The 20,222-nt window shown below is 51.3% G+C and carries 17 protein-coding genes and 1 other RNA gene; all 18 read right to left on the reverse strand.

Annotation, left to right across the window (positions count from 1 at the left end):
• Nucleotides 1-6: 6 nt before the first annotated feature.
• A non-coding RNA gene (gene ssrS, locus FP815_11440) (6S RNA) lies at nucleotides 7-184 on the reverse strand.
• Nucleotides 185-220: 36 nt separating this feature from the next.
• Nucleotides 221-499 carry a cell division protein ZapA gene (locus FP815_11445; GenBank protein ID MBA3015546.1) on the reverse strand — a complete coding sequence of 93 codons (279 nt, stop codon included), beginning with the start codon at nucleotides 497-499 and terminating at the stop codon, nucleotides 221-223.
• A 265-nt stretch (nucleotides 500-764) separates the two neighbouring features.
• Complete coding sequence (gene zapB / locus FP815_11450) at nucleotides 765-1,070, reverse strand: cell division protein ZapB (GenBank protein MBA3015547.1); 306 nt, start codon at nucleotides 1,068-1,070, stop codon at nucleotides 765-767.
• A 66-nt stretch (nucleotides 1,071-1,136) separates the two neighbouring features.
• Entirely contained in the window at nucleotides 1,137-2,117 is a 981-nt protein-coding gene (locus FP815_11455) for a bifunctional N-acetylglucosamine-1-phosphate uridyltransferase/glucosamine-1-phosphate acetyltransferase (GenBank protein ID MBA3015548.1), read from the reverse strand.
• Between the two features lie 3 nt (nucleotides 2,118-2,120).
• Nucleotides 2,121-4,370, reverse strand: a complete 2,250-nt coding sequence (locus FP815_11460; protein MBA3015549.1) for an aconitate hydratase — start codon at nucleotides 4,368-4,370, stop codon at nucleotides 2,121-2,123.
• A 285-nt stretch (nucleotides 4,371-4,655) separates the two neighbouring features.
• Entirely contained in the window at nucleotides 4,656-6,167 is a 1,512-nt protein-coding gene (locus FP815_11465) for a DUF2079 domain-containing protein (protein MBA3015550.1), read from the reverse strand.
• Nucleotides 6,168-6,186: 19 nt separating this feature from the next.
• Nucleotides 6,187-7,131, reverse strand: coding sequence for a glycosyltransferase family 2 protein (locus FP815_11470; GenBank protein MBA3015551.1), 945 nt, complete (start codon nucleotides 7,129-7,131; stop codon nucleotides 6,187-6,189).
• A 284-nt stretch (nucleotides 7,132-7,415) separates the two neighbouring features.
• Nucleotides 7,416-7,847, reverse strand: a complete 432-nt coding sequence (locus FP815_11475; protein MBA3015552.1) for a GtrA family protein — start codon at nucleotides 7,845-7,847, stop codon at nucleotides 7,416-7,418.
• A gap of 193 nt (nucleotides 7,848-8,040) precedes the next feature.
• Nucleotides 8,041-9,543 (reverse strand): hypothetical protein, encoded by a 1,503-nt coding sequence (locus FP815_11480; protein MBA3015553.1) that lies wholly within the window; start codon nucleotides 9,541-9,543, stop codon nucleotides 8,041-8,043.
• Nucleotides 9,544-9,574: 31 nt separating this feature from the next.
• A complete protein-coding gene (locus FP815_11485; protein ID MBA3015554.1) occupies nucleotides 9,575-10,324 on the reverse strand; it encodes a hypothetical protein in 750 nt (249 codons plus the stop codon).
• A 203-nt stretch (nucleotides 10,325-10,527) separates the two neighbouring features.
• Nucleotides 10,528-11,034 (reverse strand): hypothetical protein, encoded by a 507-nt coding sequence (locus FP815_11490; GenBank protein MBA3015555.1) that lies wholly within the window; start codon nucleotides 11,032-11,034, stop codon nucleotides 10,528-10,530.
• A 338-nt stretch (nucleotides 11,035-11,372) separates the two neighbouring features.
• Nucleotides 11,373-13,055, reverse strand: coding sequence for a type II secretion system protein GspE (gene gspE, locus FP815_11495; protein MBA3015556.1), 1,683 nt, complete (start codon nucleotides 13,053-13,055; stop codon nucleotides 11,373-11,375).
• Between the two features lie 23 nt (nucleotides 13,056-13,078).
• The gene (gspD, locus tag FP815_11500) at nucleotides 13,079-15,460 is read right to left on the reverse strand and encodes a type II secretion system protein GspD (protein MBA3015557.1); all 2,382 of its coding nucleotides are present in this window, start codon (nucleotides 15,458-15,460) and stop codon (nucleotides 13,079-13,081) included.
• Nucleotides 15,461-15,574: 114 nt separating this feature from the next.
• Nucleotides 15,575-16,099, reverse strand: coding sequence for a transposase (locus tag FP815_11505; protein MBA3015558.1), 525 nt, complete (start codon nucleotides 16,097-16,099; stop codon nucleotides 15,575-15,577).
• 126 nt (nucleotides 16,100-16,225) lie between these two features.
• Nucleotides 16,226-17,089: a PDZ domain-containing protein gene (locus FP815_11510; protein ID MBA3015559.1), complete on the reverse strand. Its 864-nt coding sequence runs from the start codon at nucleotides 17,087-17,089 to the stop codon at nucleotides 16,226-16,228.
• 1 nt (nucleotide 17,090) lies between these two features.
• Nucleotides 17,091-18,005: a type II secretion system protein GspN gene (gene gspN / locus FP815_11515; protein ID MBA3015560.1), complete on the reverse strand. Its 915-nt coding sequence runs from the start codon at nucleotides 18,003-18,005 to the stop codon at nucleotides 17,091-17,093.
• Nucleotides 18,002-18,532: a hypothetical protein gene (locus FP815_11520; protein MBA3015561.1), complete on the reverse strand. Its 531-nt coding sequence runs from the start codon at nucleotides 18,530-18,532 to the stop codon at nucleotides 18,002-18,004. The genes gspN and FP815_11520 overlap by 4 nt, the downstream gene beginning before the upstream one ends.
• A 28-nt stretch (nucleotides 18,533-18,560) precedes the next feature.
• Complete coding sequence (locus tag FP815_11525) at nucleotides 18,561-19,985, reverse strand: hypothetical protein (GenBank protein MBA3015562.1); 1,425 nt, start codon at nucleotides 19,983-19,985, stop codon at nucleotides 18,561-18,563.
• Nucleotides 19,986-20,222 lie beyond the last annotated feature (237 nt).

The raw sequence follows: 20,222 nt of genomic DNA on the forward strand, positions 1-20,222 counted from the left end.
ATTGAAAAATCCCCCGCCTATGCCGTGCTCCAGTTCATCCGAACCTAACTATAGTTAGGTGGGCAGTACTCGTGCCCCGTTCGAGGAATTTCGCAAGGAGATTCCTTTCCTGAAACAGTGGAGGCGCCCTCAGACGAAGAATCGGCTCGGAAACATCTGGTGATCACAAACAAGGCAGGGGAAAAAACCTTTTAGATGGAAAGGTATGTATTCTCCATCTTTATTTAATACAACGTTCAATTTGAGATATCAATTGGCTGATGGCATTATTTTCTTTCTGTTTGAGCCGTTCATGATCGCGTTTGAGACGTACATATTTTGCGGCCATGTTCAGTGTCACCAGTACAGCAATTTTAACAGGAAGTATCTTGGCCGATTTGGCATGCAACTCCATTTGAGATTTAACTAGATCAAGAATCTCGCGGACATCTTCTTCCGGGGCATCGGTATGAAGTGGATACTCCTGCCCGAAAATCTCAAATTTGACCAGTCGTTCCAAAAAAAAGCACCTATTGTTTTTTTGTTACCAGAATATAGAAGCTGTGGCAAGGTGTTTTCACCAGAGCCTATCCAGATCCGTGTCTGAGTCTGCATGTAAAGTTTCTATTCAGGATGGTTAGTTTCACTTGGTCTCATTATTTGTAAACGTTCACAGTGCTGCAGATGCGCGAAAGAGGTCTGTACGCTATACATATGGTATGCAAACCAGGCCGATGACAAAGCAGATGCGGTGCTGCTGAATGTTTATAACAATTTCAGAAACTTTACTCGCCAATGCTGAAAAGTCCGCCATCATTCTTTTCGATATGTTCTTCTTCGTGGATATCCTGGGAGTCGTTTTCTGTCGTACGTTCCCAGTCTTCGATGGAGCTTAGAAGGTTGGTTACCCGACTGCTGACCTCTTCCTGAGTGAATGTCATGGAGCTGATTTTTTCCTCCAGGTCAGAGATCGTGGCATTTCTTGCTTCAACCTGAGCTTCTAAGGTAGCCTTATCTCTCTTTAGTTCATTGATGTTGTTAAGCATCTTCTCTACAACAGCTTCCAGTTTTTCTAAATTAATCCCTTCCATTGCTTGATCTCCTTTTTCTTCCCATGCTTTAGCGACAGGGAGATTCGATGTTTGTATAATGTGGTGTTACTCACAAGCGATCACTTGATCGCTTAACTTTGCAAATGAATTGACGATAGCACGGTCTTGTACCTGACAATTGTTCAGGTGGCAGAACGGGCCAAGGTGGCACTCTTTTCCGATAACTGTCGATCCTTCCAGCAAGCAGTGGGAATGGATCTCAGTATCCTGACCGATAGTTACAGATTTTTCCACGAAGATAGAATCAGGGTGGATCATGGTTACTCCAGCCAGCATCAACTCCTGGTTACGCCGCTGTTGCATGATTACGTTTGCTTGTGCAAGTTCCACCCGGGAGTTGACTCCGGTGATTTCTAAAGGATCGGCGCATACAAAATGGCCTACCTCATGTCCTTCTTTTCTTGCGATTCCAACAATATCGGTAAGATAGATCTCTCCCTGCTTGTTGTCGGTCCCTACTTGTCGGAGAGCGGAAAACAGAAAGGAAAGATCAACACAATAAATTCCAGCGTTAACTTCGCGAATCTGACGTTCACTTGGAGATGCATCCTTCTCCTCAACAATACACTTGATGCTGTTTTGCCCATCAGTTACAATCCGCCCGTAGTTGGCAGGGTCGTCGACGATGGTGGTCATCACCGACAGTGTACTTTGCTGAGAGTGATGACCAGCTACCATGGCGCGTAGGGTAGTATCTTTGATCAGTGGGGTGTCACCGCAGAGGATGATAACGGTCCCTGTCATATCTTTAAAAGATTCTTCTGCCATCAAAACGGCGTGCCCAGTGCCCATTTGTACGTTTTGCCGGGCAAAGCGTACAGGGAAATCCTCAAGGGCTTTTTCCACTTTTTCGGCTTGATGTCCGGTAATGACCACGGTTTCGACGGGGTTTAAGTGACCAATGGTCTCAAGCACGTGACAAACCATCGGTGCAAAAAAAACAGGATGAAGCACCTTGGGCAGGTCGGATTTCATTCGTGTTCCCTTGCCTGCAGCGAGGACTATGGCAAAAAGCGATTCTCTCATTGGTTATTGCTGGCTTGCGGAAATCATATTAAGGGCTGAGCCAGCCTTGAACCATTGAATTTGTTGAGCAGACATCGAATGCTGAACAGGAAAGCTCTCTTGTGCCCCGTTCTTGTGGGTTACGGTCACGGTCAGGGAACTGCCCGGCGCGAGATCAACAAGACCGCTGATAGCTACTCTGTCTTCGGCTTTGATTCGATCATAGTCAGCAGTGTTGGTAAAAGTCATGGGGAGAATTCCCTGTTTTTTAAGATTGGTCTCATGGATACGGGCAAAGCTGCGAGCAATGACGGCAAGCATTCCGAGATAGCGAGGTTCCATTGCGGCATGCTCACGGCTGGATCCTTCGCCATAGTTCTCGTCGCCGATAGCAAGCCAGGCGTTGTTTTTGGCTTTATAATCTCTGGCTATTTCGGCTAAACCTAAATCGGTTTCACCGGTTAGGATATTAATTCCCTTGCCCGCGCCATTGGCAAAGGCGTTGCTTGCGCCAATAAACATATTGTCTGAAATGTTGTCCAAATGACCACGGAATTTTAACCAAGGGCCGGCTGGCGAGATGTGATCTGTCGTGCACTTGCCAACGGCCTTTAATAGCACAAGCATGTCACTAAAATCTTTGCCATTCCAGGCAGGGAATGGGGCCAAGAGCTGAAGACGTTGACTGTCAGGCGCTACAACAACTGGTAGGGTACTTCCATCGGTAGCAGGCTCTTCATAATTAGGGGTCCCTGAGGTGAAGCCCTGAGCGGGTAGGGCATCGGCTGTCGGTGGGGCTAGGGTTATGCCGTTAATGGTGTCACGATTGGGATCAAAAGTGAGTTGCCCGGCAATGACCATAGCTGTGACGATTTCCGGGCTGCCGATGAAGGCGAGGGTTTCAGGGTTGCCATCGGCACGGCCTTTAAAGTTCCGGTTAAACGAGGTGATTATTGAATTTTTTTCACGTGCGGTGAAATCCTGGCGTTGCCATTGCCCGATACAGGGGCCACAGGCGTTGGCCAAAACGACGCCGCCGATCTGGCGTAATGGATCAAGAAGGCCGTCTCGCTCAACTGTCGCTCTTACCTGCTCAGAGCCGGGGCTGATGAAGAATTTGCTCTTGGCTTTTATGCCGTTTGCCAGGGCTTGGCGGGCAACATTGGCAGCCCGACCGATGTCTTCATAGGAGGAGTTGGTGCAGCTGCCAATTAGACCGACTTTAAGTTCGGCGGGGTACCCTTTTTCTGTTGATTCGCTTTGGAGTTGAGAAACGGGCCGAGCTAAGTCCGGGGAGAATGGCCCGACCACATAAGGCTCGAGGGTGTCGAGGTCAATTTCGATAATTTTGTCGTAGTAGTCTCCTGGGTTTGCCTCAACTTCAGGATCGGAGGTCAACTCAGAACGGTGACTCATGGCAAGGTCTGCAAGGTCTGTGCGACCGGTTGCCTTGAGGTAGTCGGCCATAGCCTCGTCAAATGGGAAGACGGAATTGGTGGCGCCTAACTCAGCTCCCATGTTGGTGATTGTTGCCTTGCCGGTGCACGAGAGCGATTGGACTCCTGGACCAAAGTATTCGAAGATCTTGCCGGTTCCACCTTTTACGGTCAGAATATCCAGTAATCGCAAGATGATGTCTTTTGGTGATGCCCACCCATGCAGTTTTCCGGTGAGACGAACACCAATCAGGCCTGGCCAGGAGAGTTCCCATTCCATGCCAGCCATGACATCCACCGCATCAGCGCCGCCCACACCAATTGACAGCATTCCTAAGCCGCCGGCGTTCGGAGTGTGGGAGTCGGTGCCAATCAGCAGTCCGCCCGGGAAGGCGTAATTTTCAATGATAATCTGGTGGATAATGCCGCTGCCCGGTCCCCAGAAGCCAATGCCGTATTTGTTGGCAACTGATCGTAGAAAGGCATAGACTTCGTGGTTTGTCTCTTCGGCAGCGGCCAGATCCTCAGTCCCACCGTTGCGGGCGGAGATCAGGTGGTCGCAATGAACAGTTGATGGTACTGCCACTTTTTTTCGACCGGACTGCATAAATTGGAGAAGGGCCATCTGGGCAGTGGCATCTTGCATTGCTACGCGGTCAGGATTCAGCATGACATAGGTCTTGTGTCGAATCGGAGCTTCTGTGAGTTCAGAGGCCAAGTGTGACACCAGAATTTTTTCGGCAAGGGTCAACGGGCGACCAAAAATCAGGCGTGCCGCAGACTGACGCGCCTTCATTCCGGCATAGACCTGTTTGATCATATCAAAATCACGAATCATTTATAAATACTCCTAGATTTTTGTTCTAACTCACTGGATTGTCGACACAGTTCCTTGATTTTTCGGCCAACGATAGGTTCGTTTGCGTCTTGTAGTTTATTATATTGATAGACATCAATTGTTGATGGTCTCGCAAAAAGTCACGGGATGGCTAAGCAAAAGGGCCGATATACAAGGCGCAGTGTGCTTTTGCGAATGAGGCCACACATATGGTGTGCCGAATGAGCAAAAGTGCGCTGCAACGCAGTAGATCGGGCTTTTTGTGACGCCATCATCTTTGTGACATCAAAAAACACTGCGTCTGTGGGCGACCACAATTCCATCCAAACTGAAAACAATCTCAAAAGGACCGTTCGGAGCAATAAGCTGGTCATATAAATCCTTCTTATCCCCATTCAGCGTGGTATCCAGGACCAAAAAGTTAATATCTTCAGGGTTTCCGGGATTTTCACCATCTATCCCCCAATTGGCCGTAATGAAAGGATTAGGAAACTCATAGATCCCCTGACGCTGGGAGAGATGCGGGACAATATAGTATGTCGCCGTAACACGAGCATCTGATGGCACTAATGCTAAAGCGGCACGCACCGCCGGATGTTTGTCATGAGGAGAGGCCCAGATACCGGTTCGAAAAGATTTCCCAAATGGCGAAGGGGACCACTCACGGTTGAACCACACAGCAGCACAGAGCAAGACTACTACCCCCGGAATCACCCATATCTTCCTTTTCGACAGCCGCGACAGAGCTTCCACTGTTCCCAAGAAAACCGCAGCGGTGATAATCGCCGAATAGTGATATTTAATATCATGGGTATAGCCATGAGCTGAGATGACATTGACCAACAGTTGCGGCAGTCCGATCAAGGTGACCGGGGACAACAGACAAAGGCCCGCGACTGGCGCAAAGAGTTTCAAATAGTAGATAAGGCAATCAGCACGTGTACCCGCCTCCCACAACACAACTGGATTCCTAATGATCCCGGAGACTACTTCAATGACGCTTGACCCAAATCCAGGAAACAAGTTACCGTAAAATGGGCCTTGGCCATCGTTGGCAGATGGAATAATGAGTTTAGTGCACAAAAGCCACCACATCACCGAAACACTCATGGTGAGTAGGCCCGCTGTCATCACACCGCTGCCACCAGACGGCTCAGGCCCTTGCCGTCTCATCCACCAGCCTTGAGCAAATATTAACCCACCCATCACCAATAGGGCCAAAGCGGCATCCTCTTTGGAAGCCAAACAACCCCCCACAGCGACGGCAAACCATTTCCACGACCTTCGGCTCGCCAGCCACCAGGCAAAAATCAGTGGTGTGATAATCAAGGCGTCAGGATGAAAATGCCACCAATTGATCCACTCAAGGGAAGGATACAGCAGAAATGCTCCGGCAGGAACCAAAGCAACCCAAGGACCACCAAGACGATCCTTGGCCAGCAACCACAGAGGAAGCGCGCCAAGCCCAAGCACAACCGTCTGCGCCAGGTAGAGAAATTTAGGGCCTGCGCCCAGCCAGTAGAAAGGAACAAAGAGGAGTGTGATTAAATTGACATGATGCCCGAAATAATTAAGGCCACGAACAGTAAGAAAGGGAGTCTTAAACCGGGAGAGGAGCCATATCCCCTGATCGTATATCCCCATATCATAACCAAAGGTGCCAAAATTAGCCTGTTGCGACCAGGTCAAATATCCAAAAACAAGAGTATATGTTGCTATCATTGCCGCAAGAAACCACATAGCCACTCGGCAAAGCGCCTGCCCCTCTTCTGCTGCATTAATACCAGTGCTCTTCATCGTCTGCCCTCTGCTACATTTATCTTTTCCCGCCCATGATAACCTCACGGACCAGATACAGAGGGCGCTGTTTAACCTCCTGATACACCTGCCCCAAGTACTCGCCGACCACTCCCACGGCAAACAGATTTGCAGAACCAAAAAAAAGAATCAAAATGGTTAACGAAGTCCACCCGCTCACCGCCTTTCCTGTAAACCAGGAGAATAGAGCCTGCCCCCCGAGTAAGAGGGCAATAGCAACACCTAGCGCACCAATGCCCATAATCCAAGTCAAGGGCCGTGCAGTAAATGAAATAATGGCAGTAAGCGCCAGCCGCACCAACTGCCGTATTGACCATCGCCCTGTGCCGGCCAAACGTTCTGCTACGTTAAAATGAATAGTCTGACGCTTAAAGCCGACCCATTGAGCCATTCCTCGAAAAAATCGCCCGCGTTCTCCCAGGGCAAGCACGGCATCCACAGCTGTCCGGTCGAGCAGCTGAAAATCAGAGCCCCCTTCCAAATCAAGACCGGTCGCCGCCAGCATCATCCGATTAAAAAGACTCGCGCGCAGACGAACATGCCATGGATCACTAACACGCCCCTGTTTAATGGCTGCGACAACCTCCACACCCCCCTGCCGCCAGAGAGCGATCATCTCAGGCAGAATGGCGGGGGGATGCTGGCCATCGCCGTCCATCACCACTACAGCGCTGCCGGTGGCATGACGAAGGCCAGCCACAATCGCCGCCTCCTTGCCAAAATTCCGTGAAAAACATATCCCCACAATTCGCGGATCAACAGCAGCAAGTTCTCGGATACGCTCACTGGTGTCATCACGGCTTCCATCATCGACAAATATCAGCTCATAATCTACGGATACTGACAACAACGCCTCATGCACCTTCTCCGCGAAAAGCGCCAGGACCTGCCCCTCGTTAAACATCGGAGCCACCACGCTCACTTTACCCTGTGTCTTGGTCATAAAACCTCATTGTAGTCGATCATGCCCCCTGAACCGAAGATAATCTACATTTCACTTAGGGACTCGAAAATTACCAATTTTACCATAACGCATCCCGGCTTTGGGCCATCTTTGGTCGCACCTCAATCACAAAATCCTCGACGTAGCGCTGCTACGCCTGCGGTTTTGTTCAATCGGTGCAACCAAATCTGACCCAGATCCGGGCGCGATCCAGGTAAATTGGTAATTTCCGAGTCCCTTACTTATGCACTTATTATACGAATCCAGGCTATTTTCTATTTCGATTACCCCGATTTAGTCGACATATGTGGGGTAAAAATTACCCACTTGCACACCGCAAAATTCGCCAGGGCGCAACAGCCATCAACCCCGATCTTTCCCATCGTCTGGAACAGAAAATGCTCGCTGAGCGATAAGGTTTCGATGAGAGCCCACAACAGAAAAGTTGACACGGCCATTGATGCATAGAGCAAGAAGAGATACAGCGCCGCCTCACGACCTAAGGATAGAGCGCCTCCACCTGAGCGGGAAAAGGTTACAGCACGGTTGACCCAAAAAGTATACACCGCCCCGATGTGTCGTGCGGTGATGTTGGCAAGCGCAAGCCCCCAACCCAAGGTCCGAAAGCAGTAAAAACTTAAGGCATCGAGGGCCAAGCCCGTGACCCCTACCACCAGATACAAGATCAGTTCTTTACGAATGGCTCCATACAGCATTAGCGTACCAGGAAAAAGTCAGGAGATCGAAAGTAACGATAAAAAAAGGGCACCCTCCATAATTTTCTTTGGAGAATGCCCTTTTTGCTGGCAATCGTCAAGCGTCAACGAAGCCTCAGTGTCAGCCTGGTAGGATTTTCAGTTAATCATCTCCGTAGACGACAAAGACCGTTGCCCGAGATAAGGATTCTGGTTACTCCTTGGTTGCCCGACGAATAATCCGAGAGCCAGTCAGCATCAATCCGGCAAGCCCGACAATGCAGATCCCCAGCCCAGTCCACCCCATACCGGTATACAGCATCAAACTGCTGACCCCGACCAGCGGCAGCAACGCGCCACGGGTCATAGCCCGCAAGCTGTCATGCTTGGCGATAAAATCGGCCATCGGCGGTGAAACATTATAGTAGGTTTGGACAAAGGCCTTACCTGGGGCATTGGTCAGCAGGTACTGATCGCGGAAATCGCGAAGGGTCTTGACCTGGGATTCTAAAGGCGAACCGAAGGCGGCGGTGGCGATGAAGCAACCGCTGCTGCCATCAGAGGTAGTGGTAGTAGTAGACAATGTCGTTCCCGCGACAAAGGTGGACATATGATCCAGGAGCAAGCCAACTTGGTAGGTGGTCTTCCCGGCAACAGGGGTATCTTTAGTTGTTGAGAGGACCGTGCCACCTTTGGCATAAGTTTTTCCACCACTGGTACCGTCGATACCCGCAAGCTCCGGGCTTCCGGTATCAGGCACATAATACACCTTGAAATTGTCTTTACCTGAGTCACGAACAAATTCGAGCGTAAAGACTACAGGTTTACTGAAATTGATTTGAGTTCCAGCTGCCCCTAAATCGATTTTCACCAAGGTGGTATCGTCCTTCCAGGTCTTGGGGAAGGCCGCCTTTTCTTCGGCGCTTGCTACGGTAGCGGTCGGGGCCTTGATCAACAACCCATCGGCCGGAGTCCCATCCTGTTTGGTAATGGTGGTGCCGGGCGGAATTACGACCTCCACTTTAGGTTTGCCAGCCGCGGGAACAGGGGCCATGACCACCTCATTCACCGTCTTACCAGTTCCGGGCAGCACAACATCTCCAGTCACCTTTTCACCGACAGCAATATTCTCCGCCGGTTTCGGCGTCACATAGGTGGTATCGCCAGTTATGGTTACTGCCGCATGGTCCGTAACAGGTGCGGCAGTTTGTTCGGTATGCTGGGCATGAGTGTACAGTGAACCGCCGATAGTGATGTTATCACCGGTTGCCGCGCACAGTTTGGCGGTAATATTGAAAAGTATGCCGTTGGGACCTGACGCGCCGTTGTCGGTTAATGAACCTGGGGCATAAAAATAGATCTTGGTCTTATTGCCGACCTGACCATAATCAACTGCGGCGTTATTGGACGAGGTCCAAGCCATGATAGCGTCGGTTTTCTTGGTCTCGGTCTCAGCGCTCCAATCAGCCAAACCATCCGGATAAAGCGTTCCTGCACCTGCTTGCACCGCAATATTTTCAAGACAGACCTTGCCGGTATTCAAAGTAAGACGACCGGCCGTAAAGTCGGTGAATCCCGTAACATTCACCGGAATGGTCACCGTATCGTTGAGATTCTTATTCGCCAGGTCATCGATAGTCACTGTCACATCTGCCGCTAGGGCTGCAACAGGGGCCATCAACATACCCAGGAGAAGAACATTAATTATTTTCTTCATCGATTCCTCCATCTGTTCTGGGTTAATGACCTTACTGTGGGCAGTTCTTGAGATAACGGACAATCAAAGCCGCATCCAAGGCGTTGACTTGACCATCGCTATTGACATCCATACCCTTACCTTTGGTCTTGTAATCAGCCAAGGTGGCACAGTTGGCCAATGGCGCCAAGGTGGTAGTGGTCGTGGTGGTGGTAGTTGTCGTGGTAGTGGTAGTCGTCGGGGCCTTAGTCGTGGTGGTAGTCGGAGCCTTGGTTGTAGTGGTTGTCGGGGCCTTGGTTGTAGTGGTCGTCGGGGCCTTGGTCGTGGTGGTCGTCGGGGCCTTGGTCGTGGTGGTCGTCGGGGCCTTGGTCGTGGTGGTCGTCGGGGCCTTGGTTGTAGTGGTGGTAGTAACAATGCCGACAGCAACCTCTACCACATCTGTTTTTGGACTACTCACACTATCAATGTCTACAGCCGCCAAACGTACCTGATAGGTACCATTAGCAAGACCAGTAATTGTTTTAGACGTATCTGGGGCAAAAACAGTGGCCTTCTTTGGGGCACTTGCACAATCCGTATAAAAGACACCATAGTTATCAGCTGCGCCAACAGCACTCCATGTTACCGTTATCTGTCCAGTTCCTGCAGTTACCTGAACATTTGCAGGGGCAGCTGGTGCTCCTGCTGCCGGGGGACTATCAACAGGCCATGAAGCGCATTGTGTAGCAGCAGACACAGTCCCGCTGTAAATCATCCCCATCATCACACTGGCACACAGTACTGCAGAAATTTTCTTTCTCATCGTTTCCTCCATTGATATTATTTCGTTATCGATATTGATCGGCAAGGCTGACACCGTCAGTCGTTATTGATCGCCTTTCTTTGTTCAGTCCCCTGATTTCACCAGCGCTCAGCGATTTTCGATTCATCTCCTCTGCGGCTCCCGCCCCAGCTGACACCATCCGCACCGCGTGCGCAACAAAAAGATGTTGCACACCCTTGTTGCTACCTGTTGCGCTTGCGGAGCAATAATACTCCGGCGGCGACACAAACTACTGCCACGGCAAGCAGTCCTGCTTTGGGCCATTGGGCTTTATCTTTCAGGTCCGTTGATTGAGAGGTTTCGGCTTGGGTCACACCACCATGGTCCGGCGCTGCGCTCTGCACGGCATCGGCAATGGGAGGCGTCTCCTCTGCTGCCAGAACTGCGGTTTCCTGGTTAATTCGTTCATCAAGCTGCTGTAATTCAGGCGGCAAAGAGGCGGGCAATTCACCCGGTGTCGACTGACCTTGGGGTTGATACACTTGTCCCGGCATCGGAGGCATCTCGACCACCGGATCGTTGGCCCCTGCCAGCGCCGGAATCAAACAAAAGAGAAAAGCCAGACCCAGGAACCCAACACCGTGCTGTAACAAAGAGGTGTTTCGGCAAAGGCGGGGGGTATGTATTACGATCATGGTCAAGGGGATGTTTTTTCTGCAATAATCGGATTGGTTAGACATTCTTGGCATGGACAGACCTCACATGGAGCCGATAGCCATACATCACACGGCCTCTTCACTCTTTCTCAATAAACAAGTAAATTATATACTCTACATGAATACCATTAATCCAGCAAAAAAAACCGTAGCGGACAAGATAGTGCCGCGGCCACACTTGCAATCCAAGGTCCCTGTAGGCAGGTGAATGGCTTTAAGCTATTTCTCGATCGATACAAGATTGGGTGAGGCCGTTGTTTGGGCGCTTTTCTCAGTACCCCCTTGAGGGGTATAACCCAACACTCGTGGCCGCATTCCGTGTTGGGTTACGCTCCGCTCACCCAACCTACGATCCGAGCTTGGCCTGTAACTTATTGCTGGGTGACCCGGAAAACCTCTTCGATGGTGGTGATCCCAGCCAAGGCCTTCTGCCCGCCATCATGAAGCAGGGATCTCATCCCCTGAGTCATGGCCCGCTGCTTAATGGCGTTGGCGTCTGCCGTGGTCAAAATCAAGGACTTAAGTTCCTCATCCAGGGTCATCAGCTCATAAATCCCGCATCGTCCCTTGTACCCCGTCTGCAAACAGGCAGGACACCCCTTTTCCCGATAGAGCATGGGAGCAGTCTCCGAATCAATCATGCCAATGCTGTCTAAGACCTGTTGTTCCGGGGTATATGGCTCCTTGCATACCGGACAGAGAACCCGAACCAGGCGCTGAGCAAGGATGGCGTTTACCGCAGAAGAGATCAAAAATGGCTCAATCCCCATATCGTGCAACCTGGTGACAGCGCTGGCGGAATCATTGGTATGAAGTGTCGAAAAAACCAGGTGACCGGTAAGGGCAGACTGGATGGCAATCTTTGCGGTCTCAAGATCCCGGATCTCACCGATCATGATGACATCCGGGTCCTGCCGCACCAGAGAACGCAACCCTTGAGCAAAAGTCAGGCCAGACTTGACATTGACCTGCATCTGACCAATGCCATCAAAGCGGTACTCAACCGGATCTTCAATAGTAAGGATATTAATATCCGGCTTGCTGATCGTGGCCAAGGCAGCATACAGAGTAGTCGTCTTACCGCTGCCGGTCGGGCCGGTCACCAGCACAATCCCATGCGATTGATGAATAAGGGAGTTAAAACGACCAAGCAGGTCCGGGGGCATCCCCAGACTGACAAGCTTCAGCAGCACAGTCGACTTGTCGAGCAGACGGAGCACCACCCGTTCACCAAAGGAGATGGGAATGGTGGAGACCCGCAGATCGACATTCTTATCGGCGATGCGGATTTCAATTCGGCCATCCTGGGGCAGCCGTTTTTCAGCAATATCAAGATTGGCCATGATCTTGATCCGGGAGATAATGGCCGACTGAATATGCTTGGGCGGAGAGAACATATCGTAGAGAATCCCGTCAATGCGATATCTCACCTTAAAATCCCGCTGGAAAGGCTCAAGATGAACATCACTGGCCCCGGAGCGCACCGCCTGAGAAAGCATAAGATTGACAAACTTGACCGTGGGCGCGTCACTGGTATCTTCCAGGAGATCACTTGCCGCCTCGATCTCCGAAAGGATATGTGCGGTATCATCATCGCGCATGTCCCGGATGACCTGATCGGCAGCATCACCCCGATCCTCGTACACCGCATTGATCGCTGAGACAATGACCGCTTTGAGGGCAAGAACGAAGCGGAAATCATGCCAACCCAGAAAACGGACAAGGTCATCCATAGCCTGAAAATTCAACGGATCATTGACGGCAAGTCGACACTCTCCATCCACCCGAAATGGGACCATGGAGTGTTTCTTCAAAAACTGGATCGGAATCTGGCGGCACAGTTCAACCGTATCGGAGGCATCAATGTGCGTCACCACCTCCGCGCCAAACTGTCGTCCCAAGGCGGTGAGCAGCTGTACCTCAGTAATTTGGTTCTGGCTTCTAAGTATCTCACCCAGACGCCCCCCTTTAGTCTGCTGTACGGCACGCGCCGCAGCCAAGGCATCTGCAGAGAGCAAACAGATTTCCTGAAGGATAGGACCGATCCGTTCCATACCGATGCCGTTCAGTTCAATGCTCATTGGCTGCCCGATGACACCACTGCCCCTGGGGCTGATTGCCGATTTGGGTCAGCAGGCAACCGAGCCTCAAGTTTTTCCATATTGCGACGAGCGATTTCCGATAACCTTAGCCCCTGCAGCTCCTGTTCGGTAGAGACACCTGCGGTCTCCCCTCTCCCTTTGGGAATGGCCTGCTCATAACGTTTTGCCGCATCCAGCCACTCGCCCCGGCTCTCATGGATCACCCCCATATTGATCAAGGCAAAAGGGTCCTCCGGGGCCAGCGCCAGGGCATCCTTGATATATTTTTCGGCAGCATAAAAATCTCCGTCCCTGATCGCCCGATACCCACGATCAGTCAATCGCCGGCAGGATCGTCGCTGCTCATCACTCAGGTCGGGGGAACCGGCTCCCTCGTTCGCTGAGTTGTAACGCAAGCCCGGTGTCAAGATCCGCCTATTTGTCAGATCAGTGGAGCCAGTGGCCCCACTCTCCGACAGTCCATCCATGTGCTCTCTTCGCTCCCTGAAGATTTTCTCGGCGTCAGCGGGATTTTCGATAATATACGGAGTGATAAAGATAAAAAGATTAGTCTTGTTACTGATCTGTTTTTTTCCCTTAAACAACCAGCCTACAATCGGCACATCACCCAAGCCGGGCACCTTGCTGATCCCGTTATCGGTGTCTTCACCAATAATACCACCAATAACTATGGTATTTTTATCTCTGACCATCACCGTGGTCTCCGCGGAACGCTTCAAGGTGGTCGGACGATATGTCTCCGACCCGGACTTGAGCTTAATCACCTCCTGAAACAGATTGAGCCGAACCACCCCCTCCTGGTTGATCTGGGGGGTGATCTTCATGGTAACCCCCACGTCGCGATACTCGTAATTATTAAAAACTCGATCGGTCGTCGCCGCGTTGATCGAGGTCTCCTCCGTGGTGAGATAGGGAACATTCTCACCGACCTTGATCTGAGCCTCATGATTATCGGTGGTCAGCAGTTGCGGGGCTGAGATAATTTCAACATCGGAATCACTCTTCAAGGCCTGAAACACTGCCCCGAGACTGAGAAAATTCTTACCATTGATACTGATCTCCCGACCGAGCACCCCGAGACTAAAACCACCGGGCAGCCCCTTGGTGGTGAGTCCGTTCAAGTTGGCGTAATCGGTGAGACTACCAAAACCACCAAAACTCGCCGCCTTGCCATCATTAAAATCAGCCCCGCCCCTAGTCTCCATCCCGATCCGCAGATCCTTGCTAACGTTGACCTCCATGATCAGGGCCTCGATATAGACCATCTTCCGGGGGATATCAAGTTTCTTGATCACATCTTCCAAGACCAAATAATCCGCCTTTTTCGCCGTAATGATCAGAGAGTTAGTCGCCATATCAGCCTGAATCCGGATATCCGAAGACAAGGATGGCTCCCTGGGCGACTCAATCTTGTCACCCTTGGCTGGTGCATCTCCCGGCAGTGAGGTCAACTCCTTAGCCAACTCCTCGGCCTTGGCGTTCTGCAAGTAATAGACATGAATGTCGCCCTCGCCACGAGGCAACTCCTGGTCGAGAGTGGCAACCATCTCCTTCACCATTTCAATATCTTCTTTAGTTGCCAGGACCATGAGGGAGTTGGTGCGTTCATCGGCCATGATACTGACTGGACTCGACGGCCCCTGGGACTTCGGATCTCTGGCAACAGACTGAAACAGCGGACCAAGGACCTTAACCAGATGCCCCGCCGAGGCATGACGAAGGCTCAGCACCTCAAGCCGCTTAGCCAGGCCTGGGGCATCAATAATTTTCACAATATCGAGCAGGCGATTAATATTGGAGAGCACATCAGTTACGATCAAGGTATTGGTAGGCGAATAGGCTACTATAATGCTACTCTTCGAGACCAGGGGCGAAAAGACCCGTTTCAGATCTTCCGGGTCCGCATACTGCAAAGGAACAACCTGAGTGACCATCCGATCATCATGGTCCGCACTCGGTGAAAACCGCGTCTCAACGTCCATAGAATGAGCCTGTACCGCCGGCACGATTTTGATGATATCTCCTGATCGAACAGCAGCAAAACCGTGGACATCCAAGACCGATTCAAACACCTTATAGGCCTCGCCCACACTCACCGGAGTTGGCGACATGATGGTGACATTGCCCTTAACTGCCTTATCGATGATAATATTCTTACCGATCAATTCACTGATAAATTTGATTACCATGGTGATATCGGCATCATGAAAATCCATGGTAATCTTATCCTGGCTCTCCGACTTTGGTTGCTCGGCTTGTGAAGGAACAGCCAGCATCAGCAGCACGATCATGGCAACAAGTGTCCGGAGAACACTCTTAAGTAGCCAGAATAAGGAATAACGGGTCAACACCAACATAGTACAGATCTCCTTGTTTGAGCCGATGGGTTACGCTTTGCTTCACCCATCCTACCAATCACCAATATTTCGTACCACCGTAGGATGGGTGGAGCGTAGCGTAACCCATCACCATCACTCCCCAAAATCACCACCAATATCCCTGCCACCCCAATCTGCGGGATATATTCCCCGTTCAACATAGGCATGAAAGGTCGAGTGCGGCCAATCGACCACCTGTGACACCAACCCGTGTTTCACCGGATTCCAATGGACATAATCAAGGTGCCGCTGCAAATCATCCTGATCTTGAATAGTATGTTCCCAGAATCGCCGCTGCCAGATCCCGCGCTCGCCACGCGCCGCCCTACTGGAAGAGACCCGTTCTCCTGAGGGAAACAAACGTGTGAATCCGGCCTTAATCCGACGCCAACGGCTCGAATAATCCGAGTCACCTTCGGGCAACTGCCATACCGCATGCAGATGATCAGGAAGCAGCGCCAGCGCCAGATTGATGAAAAATGCCCGTTGCTGCTCCTCCCGAAATACCGCCTTGAAGTGTTCGGCGTGCCGGGCCAACAGATCACAACGGCGGTCGGCAATCGCTACAGTGAAGAAGTAGGTCCCACCCGGCACGCGGTTGCGGCGATAGTTGGTCATATGGCATCGGTTTTTTTGAAATGAATAATTGATGGGTTACGCTTTGCTCCACCCATCCTACATCACTGACAATTGGCCTCGTAGGATGGGTGGAGCAAAGCGTAACCCATCACCCCCCAAATCCCATCACCTAATTTGAACACTCACCGTCTCCGGCTTCCCGTTGCGAATAATAGTCAGCGAGACGCTTGGTTGATTCTTCAAGCCCTGATAGATAGCAAAGGCATCTTCGGGAGAGGTCACAGCCTTACCGTCAGCTCCTTGAATAACATCACCGTTTTGCAGTCCGATCTTGTCAAACAGAGATCCGCCGACAATGTGATCCAAGGCAAAACCAGATGCCTCACCATTATCTCCAGTCACCGGCTTAACCTGAACTTGAGACAGAATGCTGCTCATATTTGCCATGGCCCCTTGCAGCTCCTGACGGTTAATCTCAATCCGATTGCCACTACTGCTGTCTCCTCTGATCACTGCGCCCTTTCCTGGATTCACATCCATGGCCAGCACCTCATCACGCCCCTGAACACCCAACACAACTTTGCCCCGCAGGATTTTCCTGATCGTCGCCTGGGCGACGGTGTCGCCCTGACGGTAAACATTCTGCTGCCCTGATGACTTATCGAGGATCACTGCCCACGGCTCAACCCGGTCATCATTCTCTGCTACCGCCACAGTCCCTAACAACTGCAGATTTAAGGAGGTAACAGCCAAAGCGTCGATCTGTTCCTGCTCGGAGAATGAAGCGGACAAACTCCCGGTTTTAAAGAGATCTCGTTGCAGAATCACCCCAAGATCCCGGGTCGGTGATGAAAAAGAAAACTGAGCCGGTAAAACCGAAGCAAGACCGGAAACCAACCCGGACCGAGAAAGAGCAAGTCGTGACTCCACAATCTGCCACCAGAGCCCGGCACACAAATAGGCGACTATCGTCAACGCGACGATATCAATAGTCTTTAGGAGTCGTTGCCAAGGTAAAGGTAGTTGCATATTATTTTAAGCTAAACTGAGGCACAGCAACCAGACCATTCAGCAAAAAGGGGATCTTCCCTTCCTTGCTGCGCTGTTTCACAAAGTCCTGCACCCCGCCAGTGAGGCGCTGATTGACAAAAAATGATGGGAACAGTTCACACCACCCCTCAAGATTCAAACTGCTTTCAGGCAACACAGTGGCGAGACTAACCGTCCCCAACACCTCACCCATAAAATCCTTGCTCCGGAAACTACCCTTGGCAATGGTTAGCTCAGTCCCCTGCAAAACCAGCTCAAACTGAGATTGATCAATATCAACCTGGGTCATACCGAATAACGGCTGGGTCAAACTGACACCGCCGGAGAGCAGGGCCATGGAGATTTCACCTTCTCCCTCTAACCGGTCAGTACGACCTTGATAGCGGAAACTACCACTGACCGTGCCACTCACCTCCCGTCCCAATAGAATCATAGGTCGAGGTCCCGAGGACAGCTTCATGTCCCTATGGTCACCCGTCACAGTAACAACAGCAGCCGACCCTTCCGACAGGCTGACCGATCCTAGAACCTCCCCCTGCAAAAGATTCGCCGTATAGTCAACAACATAACTCCCTGTGAGCAACGACATGAACCGTGGGGTCACCGACAATCGGTCAATCACCACAGCCGGAGGTTCGTGTTCTCTTGACGAAAAGACCTCAATCCCGGTAAAGATTCCTGTAACAGGCAATTGCACCGAGACTGTAGCGACGCGCCAGGCAAATTGAGGCGCCTGTTCATGCAATGCCCTCTCAATCGCCTCTTTCAGGGTAGCTTCAGGCAGACGAAGCCAAACAAAGAATGCTGTTGCCGCCAGAAAATAGAGGCCATAGACCATCGCCTTGACAAATGATCGTGCCGACCAACCCGCTGATGTCTCCACGCTCACTTTCATTTACTGACCGATACGACCTGAACGACAACATCCAGCAATGGCTCGGCTTTACCGTCCTGCTGGATGGAGATCCGCTTGATGCCGACCAACTGTTCCGGCACCTCGATCTTGGCCAGATAGCCAAGCATCTGCTCCAAGGAAATGCCTTCAAGTTTCATCTCAACCAACGACTCCGAAAACTCACTGCCGGCAATAGCCGAAGTCATCGGTTTCATGTATTTAATCTTGTCTGCAACCCCGGCCTCACCCGACTTCTCCTCCAGAAAGGGAAAGAGGGCAAATCCCTTGGGCTGTAGGGCAAGACGCTGTTCGACATTGGACACTGCGTGATTTGCAGTTTGATATTGAGCTTCGAGTTGAAGCATCTGGGGAATAGCCGTCTCTTTGGCAGCAACACCTCTTCGCAACCGCTCCTTGCTCTCCAGAAAAGGAATGACCCCTCCTGAAAGGATCAGCAGCAGAGCCCCGCCCAGGAGCACGGCGATCAGAATCTTCCTGTCTCTGCCCGCAAGCTTGATCTTTTTCATGATCGGTATCGCATAAGTGTTGTTATCATCACAAGGCCTTCTGCATCCGCAATTCAAAGGCGACACTGTTTTGACGGTCAAGGGTCGCGGAACTGATAATCACGTCCTTGAAATTAGCAGAACCCGCCAGCTCCTGCTTTAAGGCGTCGACAGTATTAAAATTATCGGTAACCCCTTTGATCTGAATCGTTTCAGCATCGACGATCAAGGCAACAAACTGCACCTTCCAGGAAAGGGATGTCCGGGCAGAGATTTCAGTCAAGAGGTCAAGAACCGTTACCCCGCTCACATTGATACCGCTACCCTTGGTCTGCTGCACCTCTTTCATCTTGGCCTGCATCTGTAACAGCGGGTCAACTTTAAGCGGCGATGAGGGAAAGACCCGCTGAAAGATCTGTCTCGTCTGCAGATCAAGATCATGATAGCGCCGGGTCAAATCCCGATACGTCAATCCCTGTTGCAGCACCAGAAGCGCAATGATCAGGCTCACCCACACGATACCCTTGCGAAGCTCCTTGGCATAGGGAAGAGTGGACCTCGCAGGCAGATAGTCGCCACTTAAGAAATTAAAGCCATTCTGCCCCTTGACTCCACGCAGGGCCAGAGCCAGCGCGGTATTCATGACCTGCGGACGCCATTGGCTCTCGGCCTCAGGGCGACAACCGACACTCAACTCAGCTGCCAGATCAAGGACGACAACCTCAGCAGAGAACTGATCGGCGATGGTCTCAACCAATTGCCCCTCATCACCCACTACCCCAGTCAGAAAAACCCGTGTCGGGCGAAGATCAAGCCCATTTTCAACTCCACAGGCATGGAGAGTAGTCACTACCCCACGCAGTAAGGCCAGATCGCAGACAGCGGCAGGTCCTCTCTGCGGCAAAGGACGATGCAGCAACACCACTCCCTGATGACAGATGGTAAGAACGCTCTCTTCAATATCCAGCAGTACAATGGTCTCGTGTCCTCGACAGCAGGGGATAATCTGCAATGCCAGGGCATGATTACGAACATCAACGACAAGGAGGTCAAGGCCAGTATCCTGCAGTCTGCCCAGAAAATAATCAAGTACATTGCGGGACGCAACAACCGCCATAATCGTTGATTGATCTGAATCTCGACTGACCGAGCACAGGTCAAACTGAACTTCATCGAGCGGAACAAGCAGTCTCGGCTCAAGCTCGTAAGCAATCACCTGCCGGATCTTGGCGATGCTGCTAAAGGGCATGGTGAGTGAGTGAAAGGAGATATCACGCGCCGACAAAGCGCTAATCGCGGACAAATCGGAGCCCTCAACACTAGACACCGCCTCCGCCAGAGCTGCAGCAATAGTATTCCCGCCGGTATGAGGGATTGATCGGCACCCCTCGATCCAACGCCGGTTGAAGCGTTGCCCGACAACAACCACGTTCACCGATAGCGGTGATATGTCTATGCCCAGAATTGTATTCATGCCGCCATTTCGACTGATAAATTATCCAAAATAAAAACTCTTACACCATATCTCAAGTGAGTTCAAAGAGATACCGCAAATGCCCATAAAATACCTGTTGCCATCACCACCATCCGGATCCGCCCAGTGAACGGAGCGCTACACCAAAATCATCCCGGTAATCTTGTAGTTATCCTAGGGGCCTGTCGGACTTAGACATAAATCTACTGCAAATTCGTGAAACCGGCCCATATCCCC

Source organism: Desulfobulbaceae bacterium, from assembly GCA_013792005.1.
In the GTDB taxonomy this organism is placed as follows: domain Bacteria; phylum Desulfobacterota; class Desulfobulbia; order Desulfobulbales; family VMSU01; genus VMSU01.